Source organism: Mesorhizobium sp. M7A.F.Ca.US.006.01.1.1 (assembly GCF_003997935.1).
In the GTDB taxonomy this organism is placed as follows: domain Bacteria; phylum Pseudomonadota; class Alphaproteobacteria; order Rhizobiales; family Rhizobiaceae; genus Mesorhizobium.
Genome location: NZ_RZQL01000212.1, coordinates 1 through 12303, shown reverse-complemented (window position 1 = coordinate 12303; position 12303 = coordinate 1). Strand labels below are relative to the sequence as shown.

The window sequence follows — 12303 nt, the reverse complement described above, 5'->3', positions numbered from 1 at the left end:
GGTGCGGTAGCGGCTCTGGCTGCCGACAAATCTTCCAGATCAAGGTGATGTGAGTTTGTTGCGGATCGCATAGTGGACAAGATCGACCACGTTGCGAAGATCAAGTTTTCGCATCGCTGTGGTTCGATGGGAATCGACGGTTTTGACGCTGACTCCCAATCGGGCTGCGATGCGCTTGTTGGACTCACCTTCGGCTACCAGGCGAACAACCTCTCGTTCGCGAGGGGTCAGTTCAGGTCGCTGGTCAACTGCCTGGCCGCTCAGGAAATCGTCAAGCAGGTACTCGGTCACCCGAGGCGAAAAATATGTCTGCCGCCGATTGAGCGCCGCGACAGCGGCGAGAAGTTCGCTATCGTCCTCACTCTTCAGCAGGTAACCTCGGGCGCCCGCCCGCAGTATTTCTCGAACGAGGCCCTCGTCCTCGTGCATTGTGTAGATCAAAACCTCGGTTTCAGGCATGGCCCGCCGGATCTGCCGCGTTGCCTCGAGTCCATTGAGAACCGGCAACCCATAGTCTAGGATCACGATTTCGGCGGCATGCTCCCGCGCTAGCCGCACCGCCGCCTCACCATCGGCCGCTTCGGCGCAAACCCACCACTCCGCCCGCTGCTCCAGCACCGCCTTGATGCCGCAACGGATGATCGGATGATCGTCGGCGATCACTATCTTTGTTCTCGGCCGGATCATGGCGCTCTCTTCTCCGTCGTGTTCCTGCAGGGTCTGCGTGGCTGCTCAAGGAAGCACGCCATCCCTAAGGATCTTGCGGAGCGTCGGCTTTCACAGGCGCCGCTCCATCAAGCTGTCGAAAATAGAGTTTGACGATTGTCCCTTCGCCTTCCTTGCTGGAAATTTCGACGCGGCCACCGCTTTGTGTCATAAAGCCAAACACCTGACTTAACCCGAGCCCATTGCTGCGACCAAGCTCCTTGGTCGTGAAAAATGGGTCGAACGCATGACGGGTTACGTCCGGCGACATTCCAATTCCCTCGTCCTGGACTGAAACCTCGGCCCATCGTTCGACTTCCCCGTCCGCCTGCGCATGGGGCCGCACGTGAATGGAGATGGCTCCGCCGGAGGGCATCGCATCGCGGGAATTCAATATGAGATTCACGATGGCGGCCTTGAACCGGGTCCCATCGACGAGAGATACGACTTCAGTTCGCGCCGAACGGAAATCGATTTGGATTCTCGGCCCCGCAGCCTGTTTGAGGATCGGCAATACACTTGAAATGAGATCGTTCAGGTCGGATGGGGAGGGATGAAGCTGTTGACTGCGCGAGACGGAAAGCAATTGTTCGATCAGGTCACGCGCGTCGGCAACTGACTGGTCGGCTTTGTCCAAAAGCGCCGTCGCCTCTGGCTTGTTCGCCACCATCGGCCGCAGAAGGGAGAAAGCGGACCGGATGATCCTGAGCGAATTCCCAAAATCATGAGCAACGCCGCCGGCGAAACGTCCGATTGCTTCGAGCCGTTCGGCCTGCTCAAGTGCCTCTCTCGTCTGTTCATCGCGACGGCGGTACCAGCGGGCGAGTGCTTCGAGAAATATCAGCATTGCCAGTACGATCGCGGCACCGACGACAAGCACCGTCACATGGGCTCGCCATGGCTGCATGACATCGTCTTCGTTGAGTGTGACAAGCATGACCATCGGTGTTCCGGCCACTGCCTGGAAACCTACGAGCCGTGGCACGAAATCGATGGGGCTCTTTGACCAGATGGCCCCTTGGTCAGCTTGGGAAAGCAGACTGCGAAACGGCTCCGACGAAGCAAAGGACTTGCCGATGGCATCGTCCTGCTGGGGCGACCGCGCCAGTAGAGTGCCGTCTCGAAGCAGCAGTGCGATGGTACCCCCGCCAACCCAAAGTTGGCGATAGAAGGCCTCGAAATAAAGCGGCTCGACCGCTGCGGCGACGATGCCGCCGAAATCTCCGTCTTTTGTTTGGATCCTTCGGCTGAGACTGATGAACCATACGCCTACGGACCGGCTTTTCAGCGGTTGACCGAAATACAGACCGGTCGAGGCATCATTTTTCTGTGCCAGGAAGTAGGGACGGTCCGCAAGGCTTACATGTGGCGTGGTGGGATAGTCGGTGTCCTGGGTGATAAACCCGTTCGCGCCGACCACGAACAGCGCACGCACATACGGCAGCGAATGCAGGCGCTCACGCAACCTGGAGCGAAAATCGCCGTCATTCTCGGTCAGGGCCGGGTGGCCGGCCAGGTCACTTGCGATGCTCAGCAGGCTGAGGTCGACAGATTGAAACGTCCTCGCCGTTTGTTCGGAAAGAACATGCACGAGGTTCTGTACGTTTCGTTCCGCGATGTCGCGGGCTTCCTGGTAGCTGCGCCATGATTCAAGCGCGACCAAAACGCAAACACCGAGCGCAAGTATGGTGGCTGGGATCGACGGCGCTAACCGGCGGCGTCTGGCAAGGCGCGTGGGCGACATGTGCCGGAAGGAATGATCCATCCTAACCCATGCGATCGTTGATCCCCGGCCGCTTGACCGCCCAACCGGGTGTCGAGCGATGCGGATGGTGCCAATTGGCTCGTGAGTCGTGGGTATGTGATCGGTGCCACCGTTGCGGCTGGCCACGGCTCCGCGGACGCCGGGCTGTGGCAGCAACAGAGATCGCCGCAATGGCAGCGGCCGAAAGCATGGATACCAGCCGCCCCCGCACCGCAAGCCTCCCTTTCACGAGGTGGCGGGGCCATGCTGTCCGACAAGCCCTGCGCCAACCATAAGACACATTGGCTCCGAGATTCAGACGGTGTCAATTCGTCGAGAACGGCGGCCGATGTTAATTCGGGGAGGACATGCCGATGGTGGGGCCGCTGCTCTGCGGGCTACTGGCTGGCCAGCGGCGCCAGCTTGACCTTGATCACGTCGCCAGGCAAAACCGGCGTGTCTTCCTTGGCTGCGATTTCGCTGGTCTTGCCGTCGACATTGCGCACCAGTGAATAAAGCAGGGCGGGCTGCTGATCATTTGTCATGGCGGCCACAGTCGCGGGATCGGTAGCCTGGGCTATCAGGCCTTTCTGCATATTCGCCTTCAGCGCGGCCTCGTTCAGGTCGGCTTCGGTCTGCTGCCGGGCCGTAGCGAGGTTTGAACTCAAGGTGTTCTGGGCGTCGATGGCGTCCTGCTTCGCCTTGCTGATCGACTGCTTGGCGGTGAGGATGGCGGTTTCGTAGTCGAGGATCTTGCCCTGCAGGTCGGCGACCGACTGGCGCGAATCCAGCAGTCGGGCATTGGCGATCAGGCCTTTCTGCGCCAGCGGGCCGATGCTGGCGAGTTGCTGCTGTGCCAGGTCGACCTGCTGCTGCTGGTTGACGATCTTCTTCTGCAGCGATTCGATCTCGGATTCCAAAACCCCTTTGAGATCGTCGAGCGCCTCGAGTTTCAGCTTCAGCGCCTTTTGGTCGGCCGTCAGGATGGTCATCTCGTCCGCGACGATGGCTGGCAGTCTCGGATCGCCCTCGACCTCCTTAGGCACGTCGAAACTCGCCTTGCCGGCCATGTCCGCGTCGATGCGGGCGCGCCTGACGATCAGCCGAATGCGCTGGTCGTCGGAGACATCGAAATTGCCCTTGGCGGTAACCAGGTCCTTGCCGAGTTGAGGGCCGTAGTCGGTGTTTCGCCTCATGCCTCCGGCGACGCTGATGGCCTTCAACACTGTCAGGTCCGGGACATAAGGAAATTGCCCTGGGTTCTGGACTTCGCCTGAAATGTAGAATGGTCGGAACTGCGCCATCTCGACCGAGGCCTCCGGTCGGTCCGACAAGGCGAGCTTTTTCTGCAGCGCTTCGCCGATCGCCGCGGCGATTTCGGACGTGGTCTTGCCGGATGCCGGCAACTCGCCGGCGAACGGCACCGACAGCGTACCGGATGGACCGACCGTGTACTCGCCATTCACCGCCGACCAGTCACGAAATGTGCCTTCCACGGTCTGCCATTCGGCGACGCGGATGGTGAGCTTGTCCTGCGAGCCGAGGCGATAGTCGCCGGCGACGGCGAAGTGCGGGACGACGAGGGCCATGGCAAGGCATGTGGCCAGCAAACGCGCCCGCCGCAGGCGGCCGGAAACCGGGCCGCCGCGAAAGGCTTCGAACAAATCTGTTTTCAACTCAACGTTCCGATCCGCTATAGCCCCATCGCCCGATGAGCTTGCGTCGAATGACCGATGCCGATGTCCGGCATTGGCCACCGGCCGGTCAGTAAGAACCGCGCGACATCCAGACGGCCGGCACGGTCTTGATGATGATGCGAACATCCTCGAACAGCGACCAGTTCTCGACATAGTGACGGTCGAAGGCGACGCGGCTGTCATACGACACATCGTTGCGGCCGCTGACCTGCCACAGGCCAGTCAAGCCCGGGCGGGATTTCAGGTAATAGACGGCGGACGTTCCATAGATCTCCAGTTCGTCGCGCACAACCGGACGAGGACCGACAAGGCTCATGTCGCCCTGCAGGATGTTGATGATCTGCGGCAGCTCGTCGAGGCTGAGTTTCCTCAGCACCGCTCCAACGCGGGTGACGCGCGGGTCGTTCTTCAGCTTGCGGGTCGCGATCCATTCCGCGTTGGCATCCGGGTTGGTGGCGAGATAGGCTGCCAGCACCTTGTCGCCGTCCGGAACCATGGTGCGGAACTTCAGGCAAGGAAAAATCCGCCCGCCGCGTCCAATTCGCCTGTGGCCGTAGAAAATCGAGCCGCCGTCGGAAAACTTGACGAGCAGCGCTATCATGACAAACAGCGGGCTGAGAGCGATCAAGCCAATCAGTGAACCGGTGATATCGAAGCTGCGTTTGAGCAAGCCGCCGATCGGTGGCGGAAAATCGATGTCAGCCTGCGAAAAGCTCGCGGTGGCCGACTTGGCAACGTCCCTCATGCCGTAAACTCCATGCGTTGAACGAATGGTTCACTGCAAGATACCAAAAAAATGCTGCAGCGCAACACACAATTTACCACCCCATTGAAATAGTCACGTCATGAATTGACTAAATAATAAGCTTGCCATGCACAAATTTCGGGATATTTAGCACATTTGTGACAATAAATGGGCACAGCCGAAAAAATAGAGGCCTTTGTGGGGCGGTTTTTAGGCGGACCTACCTATCTGCCAAGGCGAGGTGCACACTAGTGCTTTATCATGCCGTGATGCTTAGTGGAAACCGTATAAAATACTACTTAATATTGCCGATTTTACTGAAAAATGCCGAGGAGAGGATATCGGCTTAGCTCCCGTTGCGTGCATTGCAGCATGGCAGAGTCGATCGCAAAAGCCTCGGTCAAAAATATCCGAAGTTGCCCTTGCCGCCTATTGCTCGCCTTAATAGAATTGCAAATTATACCTGTCACGGTAACGACAGGTGGAAAAGGCCGGAAGCAACCGGTCGAGAGTGGGCGACCTTAACAAGCCCGCATGACAAGGGACGGCGCTCGGGTGGGGCAATCGTGATAAATACCCGAGCCGGTTTATGGGCTGTTGGGTATGGCACTTCCAAAATTCATCCTCGGGATGATTTTCGCTCTGGCGATCGTCGTCGGCTGGTCCTGGCTGGGCGGTGCGTCGATAGGCACGATATTGGTGCGCGTCATCATCTGCGCCGTGACCATTCAGGCCGGCTATTTCGTGCTCATCTACACCATGATCGCCAGGAGCGCACCGACGCCTGCCGACATGGCTCGTGACGCCGAGCGCAAACTGAGCGCACCCGACGTCGCCGAAGGCGAGAAGCTGGGCGGTGCGAGGCGCGGCCTGCATTGATGCAGGCTGTTCAAACGTGGCCCCGGTTTGGAGGCAACGACATCCTTCGAAACAGGAGACCAAGCGCCGCGTGAATCCGTTTCGGCGCGACGCGTCTTGGTCGCCGGCTCACGCCACATCAGCCGGTTCGCTCTCCGACTGTTCCCCCGACAGCATCCTCGACAACCGGCTGCCGGTTTTTTCCTTCAGCCGCTGATATTGGCCGACCTCGACGATGCGGCCGTTTTCCATCGCCACCACCCAATCGGCGAAGGCGATCATAGACGGCCGGTGCGCGATGGTCAGGATCGTCATCGTACCGCGCAATCCGTCGATCGACCTGGCGATCAGCGACTGGTTCTGCCAGTCGAGCGCGCTGGTCGCCTCGTCCAGGATGAGCAGCGACGGCTTGCGCAGCAGCGCGCGTGCGAGCGCGATGCGCTGGCGTTCGCCGCCCGAGAGCCGCACGCCGCGATCGCCGACCACCGTCTCGAGCCTGAGGTCGAGCCGTTCGACAAACTCGCCGGCGTGCGCCTGACGCAGCGCGGCCCACAGATCGCCATCGCTGGCCCGTGGCGCGGCGAGGCGCAGGTTCGCCGCGATCGTGTCGTGCAGGAGGAACACGTCCTGCGGCACATAGGCCACCTGGTCGCGCCAGCGACGGCGATTGCTGGCATCGATCTCGACGCCGTCGACAAGCATCTTGCCGGTGGTGGGCTCCAGCAGGCCAAGCAGCATGTCGGCGATCGTGCTCTTGCCCGATCCGGACGGGCCGATCAGGGCGGTGACCTTGCCGGCCGGCAGGCCGAAGGTGATGCCGCTCACCACCACCTTGTCGGCAGCATCTCCGTAGGCGAAGGAGACGCCGCGAATATTCAATCCCGTATTGAGGGAGAGCGTCCCGGCGTCGGCGAACTCGGTATGGCCTGGTTCGCGCTCGGCGTCGAAACGTGCCTGCAGGCTGCGCATTGCCGTAAAGGCGGGCAGGTTGATCAGCACTTGCTGGGCCTGCGTCTGCATGTCCATGAAGCGCGGCGCGATGCGCATGAAGACCAGGAGCAGGACGACGATCTCGGCCAGCGACAGGTTGAAGCGGACCAAAGCCACATAGATGAACAGGCTCAGGCCCACGACGCTCGCCACCTGGAATACCGCGGTGCCGATTGTGCTGTTGCGCACATAGTCGATGTTGTCGGCCTTCATCCTCTCAAGCGTCGACCGTAGTTGGGCGAAATAGCTGTCCTCGACGTTCAGGCTCTTGGCCACCTTGATGCCGCCGAGAAATTCCGAGACCGTCCGGTACTGATCCTGCCGATTGGCGGTCAGCACACGGCCGAAGGCAGTGGCCCGTGCCCGGAAGGGCCGCAGCGCCACGAACATCAGGATGCCGATGACGACGGCAAACAGCGTCATGACCGGTGAGATGAACACGGAAACCAGGAGATAGCCGGCCAGAAGAACGGCGATCTGCACCAGCATCAGCAGTGCGAAAGCCGCGCCCTGGACGCGATCGATGTCGCCGGTCAGGGCATGGTCGAGGTCGGAACTGCGCATGCGTGTAAAAACGCCCCAGCGCGCCTTGCCGATGCTTTCGAACAGGTTCATGCGAACCCGATTGATGAAATCGAACAGCAATTTGGCCATGTAGACCGACTTGAAGCGATTGAACGCCGCCTGTGCTGCAACGAGCCCGACCAGCGCGCAAAGCACGGTCGTCAGCTGCAGCGTGCCATCAGGCACCAGCCAGCGCACGAAATCATTGTTGGGCAGCCGAACAGCGAAATCCTGGTCGGCGCGTCCGACCAGATGCAGCAGCGGGACGAGCAGCAGGATGGAGATGCCCTCGGTCAGGCTGCCGAGGATGAGGAAGAACAGCGCCGTCCATGTTCGCCGGCCGCCGATCCGGGCAATGGCGGCGCCGAATGCGGCAATTTCCCGAAACAGCGACAGGCGAAGGATTGGGGGCTTCGACATGGTTGCGCTCACGACCGCCGGCTGCCAGCCGACAGATCCTTTTCGATCAGTTCCACGGCTTCGCCGATCCTGTCCAGGCCCGTCGGGACTTCCAGCCGGTACACGCCGATATGGTTAGCAATCCATGAACATTGCCGAAGATGCGCCGCCGCGAAGTCGTCGGGCAGGGCCGCGCGGCCGAAGCGCGTCACATAGGAGAATTTGATGATGGCCGGCAGGGCGGCAATGGCGGGCAATGGCGTGATGTCAGCTTTTTCGCCGCGCTTGAGGATATAGATCCTGGTCGCCGGCACCTTGTCGCCCGAAAAGCCACCGTTCAGGCGATGCTGCATCTTGTCGATCGCCGGATGCACTTGCGGCCGCACTTCGGCCTCCTCCAGCGAGATCGCCGCCGCAGCGTCGGCCGCCAGCTTGATCTGCGGAAAGCCCGGAACGGTCATTGGCTCCCTCGGATTGGTGAGGTCCAGCGCCACCACGTCATCGGTAAGCAGTCGATGCCCGGCCCGGATCATCGCACTTGCGGTCGTCGACTTGCCGGCTCCCTTGTCACCCATGAAGATCGCGCTCCTGCCGGCGGCGGCGATGGCACTGGCATGCAGGACAAGCAGGCCGCGCCGGTGCAAGAGCAGCGCCATGACCGGGCCGAGCAGCGGAAACGCGAGCAGCGCATCGTCGACGCCGGGCGCCGGTTCGATATCGATACGGCTGAAATCGCTGATCAGGAACGCGCCCACGGCATGCCACGCCAGATATTGCCGGTCCGGCTCGAAGCGAAAGTCGGTCGCTTCTTCGGGCGAGGGCTTTGGCAGGTCGATCGCGCCGACGGCGATCACGACATCCGCCGCCCCGGGCGCCGCCGGTTGCAGTTCGGGCAACATCACCTCCGACGCGATGGTCAGGCCGTAAGCCCGGTAGAAGCGGCGTTCTCGCTTGGCCCGGCCATGCGAAAAGGCATCGTCATTACATAGAGCGAGCGGCTCGTTGCGCGGCATCACGTGGGGCTCCCGCCATGCTGGAGTTGCCGCAACCAGAGCGACAGCGAGGCCGAGCGCCAGACATACTGGACATCCAGGGGGGCTGCCTGATCGGGCTGGCGCAGCAGCCGCGCATAGGCAGCACTCACTTGAGGCAGATTGACGTAAGGCGCGATGCGATTCGCATCCGAGACCAGCAGCTGTTCCAGGAGGTCGCGATGGTTGCGCAGCATGCCGTTGACGAGATTGGCGGTGAAGTCGATCTTGTCGCGCCGCCACTGCACCGCCGCCGGCAATACGCCTTGCATGGCGCGGCGCAGCACATAGCGGCCAAAACCGTGGCTCAGCTTCTCCTCGCCCGGCAGTGCCAGGCAGAACTCGACCAGCGGTTTGTCCCAGAAAGGGTAGCGCGGCTCGACCCCGAAATTGGCGGCCGCCTTGTCGAGAACCTCGAAAGCATGCGGGACATAGCCGTTCGACAGGATCCAGCGATGGCTCAAGCCATCGCTGGCCTGGACGCCGGGCGGCATATAGCCGGCCCGGTGAAACCGGTCGACAAGCTCGGTGCGCTTGGCCAGGTCCGGATTGATCAGGTCGCGCCAGCTTCGTGCGCGTGGCACTTGCGCGGGCTTGCGGATCTTGTTCAGGGCACGGTTGGCCATATGCCTTAGCTTGGCGATGCGCCAGGCCGGCCCGTAGAGGGTCAGGAACTGGAGATAAAGGCCAAGCGTGCTGTCGCCATAGGTGTTGGATGCGCTGCGGACCTCGCGCCACAGATCCATCCATCGGCCGCCATTCGCAAGCTCGTGCAGGTGGCCGTGGCCTTGTGAAACGACCTCGTCGCCGCCGTGGCCGTCCAGCAGCACCTTGATGCCCTTGGCGCCGGCCGTCCGGTAGATGCCGCGGGTGAGCGTCAGGCCCGGCGCCAGGAACGTTCCTTCCTGTTCTTCCAGCACACGCTCGAATTCGGCGAATGGGGCATAGTTGCCGACCGGGATCAGCGTCGCGTCGACCTTCTGCTGGTCGAGAACGGCATCGATGAAGGGCCGCTCGTCCATCGGCGAGCCCTTCTCGAAAATCAGCGAGAAGGTCGGCAGCTTCGGCTTGCGCGCGGCGGCATTCTGCAGGCCGGCGACACAGGCGATAGACGAGGAATCGAGGCCGCCGCTCAGCATTGCCCCGACCGCCGAGGTCCCCCGCATGCGGTTGCGCACCGATTGCGAGAACAGATGGGCGAATTGCTCCGATGCGTCCGACCGCAAGGGCCGCGCCGACGGCTCGATCTGCCAGTATCGGCGCACCATCACCTGTTGCGCGGTGACGGTTAGGCTGTGGCGGGCCGGCAGGCTGAATATATCGCTGTAGGGGGTCGACTGCGGGTCGTCGGGAAGCCCGGCCAGGAAGCCGGAGATCTGGCGCTCGCTGACACGTGCGCGGATACCCTCGACGCCCAGGATCGGCCCGATCTCCGACGCAAAGGCAAAACGCCGGTCCGCCGCGTGGTAGTAGAACGGCTTGACGCCAAAATGATCGCGCGCGCAAAACAGCGATTGCCGCTCGTCATCCCAGATGGCGAACGCGAAATCACCTTGCAGATGCTCCGGACAGGCTTCGCCCCAGCGCAGATAGGCCCGCATCAGCACGATCGCGTCGGCCACCGACTGGTCGCGGATACCGAGCCTGGCCAGCAACTCGTCACGGTTGTCCAGCCGGCAATCGGCAGTGATGGCGAGCCGGCCGCCAGCCATCGTCAAAGGGCCTGGACCGACTTCATCCAATGTGTTGAGCCAAGCGTGGCCAAGGGCGATGCTGGTGTCGAGCCACCATGAACTGCCATCAGGACCACGATGGCGCATGCGCGCCAGCATTTGCTGAATGTCGGCCGCCGCGACCGCCGGTGCGTGTGCTCCGCGCAGCAGGATTCCGGCGACGCCGCTCATCGGCTGCCGTGGTCGACGAGATGGGCGAAGCCGTCGATCGATCCGCCAAGCACGATATGGTTGTCGCTGACCAGCCAGGCATGTGCTTTCAACTGCTCGCCCGTGCCGCGTTCGATGCCGATGCGTATCGTCGATTCATTGCCTTGGCGGGCGAGAATATACTGGCCGGAGAGCGCCTGGGTCAGGCACGTGGCGTAAGGGACGAAACGGGCCGCGGCGGCAACACCCCAGGCGACACGCCGCAGTTCGCCCATTGAAGCGCACTGCCGCGCGTCGAGGCGCGTCACCAGGCTGCGTACACGATTGTAGGATAGCAGCGTCAGCCCCAGCCGAACTGTCGCCACCACCAGCAGGCAATGGCCAAGGAAGATCATTTCCGAGCCACTCAGGGAGAAAATCCTGACCAGCCCGCGCCGGCTTCCCCCGCGCTTCGTCTGCTTAAAGTTTGTTTCCCCCGCGGGTTCCTGCCGTAAAGCCGTGGCCCGCGAAGCCAAGGCCCGCGAAACCAGGGCCCCTGAAACCAGGGCTTTGTGCTGGACGGGCTTAGACAAGTGCCTCATGATGCCGTCTCGCAAGCCCATTTTCAGCCAGGCCCTTCAGCAATGCGTCGACATCGGCCTGGCAGCGCACCGGGTCGACATTGTAGCGCGCAAGCACGGCGCTGCGGATGTCGCCGATCGACCGGGGCTCCTGGATCAAATCCCAGATGAAGGCACCGACGCCATTCAGGCTGTAGTAGACATTGGATTTGAGATTGAGCAGCGCCAAGCCATCGCCGAACTCGCAAGCCACGGCATCCTTGGTCGCACACACGCTATCGTGGTCGCCCAGATCATGGTCGGATAGCTCCCAGTTCATCCCGAACCTCGCTGACAAAACGCTTCGACATCTCCAGGTGGCGCAGGAGAAGTCGGGAGGCTGGCCCCCCGACCCCTCTTACGTCTGCTTTTGATTCCAGAGTCCCAACATGTCACTCTGGAATCGGCTATAAGTCTCAGGAGAACGTCAGGTCGCCGATCGGCGTATGCGCGGGGAACGATGCGTCGATCGCCGTGCTGCCGCCGCCGCCCTGGGTGATGGTCTCAATCGAACCATGGACCGTCAGGCTTGGCGTTTCGTATTCATGCTTTTCAACATTCTGTTCCATTTTACTCTCCGATTTAGGACTGGAAACGGCCTGTCGAGTGCCGGCAGCACTTTTATGCTGCAATGCAATAGCTGCATGGCAGCATTTATGAGTCAAGGCTGTTTTACTTTCTGTTAATCAATTACGGTTGCTGGCGTCACCACATGAGCGGCAATGCCTAAAACTTGGCATTTTTTAGCCGATTCCTTGTGCAGGACGGTCGCGCTTGTGCTGATTCTTTAAGCTTTTGATTTTGCTTGCATAAATCGTTTGCGAATTGCCTATATTTAGGCTTCGCTAATGGAAAGAATTCTATTTGGAAAATTCGGCCGGAGATGGCTAAACCGACGTGGCAAGAGACATTTCAACCGCGGTTTTCACTGCTTTCCGATGCCACCTCGATAGACGCTTTGGTTGCAAAAATTCGCACTGCAGAAGGAAAGGCTTTACGGCATCGAGGTTTTTGGTGATGCTTGCTTCGCACTTGCAGCATAAGTGTCGGCGCAAACGCTTTCTTGGGAGACTGTGCGCTAAATGGCC

General features: G+C 61.1%; 11 protein-coding genes. 1 reads left to right on the top strand and 10 read right to left on the bottom strand.

Annotated elements, in window-relative coordinates:
- Window positions 1-39 precede the first annotated feature (39 nt).
- The 4 genes from EN943_RS28315 to EN943_RS28300 form a co-directional block, all read right to left on the bottom strand.
- Complete coding sequence (locus EN943_RS28315) at window positions 40-687, bottom strand: response regulator transcription factor (RefSeq protein WP_127415516.1); 648 nt, start codon at window positions 685-687, stop codon at window positions 40-42.
- Window positions 688-751: 64 nt separating this feature from the next.
- On the bottom strand, window positions 752-2449 hold the full coding sequence (locus EN943_RS28310; protein ID WP_164778418.1) for a hybrid sensor histidine kinase/response regulator: 1698 nt from the start codon (window positions 2447-2449) through the stop codon (window positions 752-754).
- Window positions 2450-2847: 398 nt separating this feature from the next.
- Complete coding sequence (locus EN943_RS28305; protein ID WP_164778419.1) at window positions 2848-4113, bottom strand: polysaccharide biosynthesis/export family protein; 1266 nt, start codon at window positions 4111-4113, stop codon at window positions 2848-2850.
- Window positions 4114-4213: 100 nt separating this feature from the next.
- On the bottom strand, window positions 4214-4891 hold the full coding sequence (locus EN943_RS28300) for a sugar transferase (RefSeq protein ID WP_013528120.1): 678 nt from the start codon (window positions 4889-4891) through the stop codon (window positions 4214-4216).
- A gap of 603 nt (window positions 4892-5494) precedes the next feature.
- Here EN943_RS28300 and EN943_RS28295 point away from each other — a divergent pair.
- Window positions 5495-5770 (top strand): exopolysaccharide production repressor exox, encoded by a 276-nt coding sequence (locus tag EN943_RS28295; RefSeq protein WP_127415513.1) that lies wholly within the window; start codon window positions 5495-5497, stop codon window positions 5768-5770.
- A gap of 108 nt (window positions 5771-5878) precedes the next feature.
- Here EN943_RS28295 and EN943_RS28290 read toward each other — a convergent pair whose 3' ends face one another.
- The 6 genes from EN943_RS28290 to EN943_RS28265 form a co-directional block, all read right to left on the bottom strand.
- On the bottom strand, window positions 5879-7723 hold the full coding sequence (locus EN943_RS28290) for an ABC transporter ATP-binding protein (protein ID WP_127415512.1): 1845 nt from the start codon (window positions 7721-7723) through the stop codon (window positions 5879-5881).
- An 8-nt stretch (window positions 7724-7731) separates the two neighbouring features.
- Complete coding sequence (locus EN943_RS28285) at window positions 7732-8718, bottom strand: serine kinase (RefSeq protein WP_127415511.1); 987 nt, start codon at window positions 8716-8718, stop codon at window positions 7732-7734.
- On the bottom strand, window positions 8715-10637 hold the full coding sequence (locus EN943_RS28280; protein WP_127415510.1) for a lasso peptide isopeptide bond-forming cyclase: 1923 nt from the start codon (window positions 10635-10637) through the stop codon (window positions 8715-8717). Before EN943_RS28280 ends, EN943_RS28285 begins: the two co-directional genes overlap by 4 nt.
- Window positions 10634-11011, bottom strand: a complete 378-nt coding sequence (locus EN943_RS28275) for a lasso peptide biosynthesis B2 protein (protein WP_024501836.1) — start codon at window positions 11009-11011, stop codon at window positions 10634-10636. Before EN943_RS28275 ends, EN943_RS28280 begins: the two co-directional genes overlap by 4 nt.
- A 169-nt stretch (window positions 11012-11180) precedes the next feature.
- Window positions 11181-11495 carry a PqqD family protein gene (locus EN943_RS28270; RefSeq protein WP_127415509.1) on the bottom strand — a complete coding sequence of 105 codons (315 nt, stop codon included), beginning with the start codon at window positions 11493-11495 and terminating at the stop codon, window positions 11181-11183.
- A 136-nt stretch (window positions 11496-11631) separates the two neighbouring features.
- Window positions 11632-11784 carry a lasso peptide gene (locus EN943_RS28265; RefSeq protein ID WP_010913078.1) on the bottom strand — a complete coding sequence of 51 codons (153 nt, stop codon included), beginning with the start codon at window positions 11782-11784 and terminating at the stop codon, window positions 11632-11634.
- Window positions 11785-12303 lie beyond the last annotated feature (519 nt).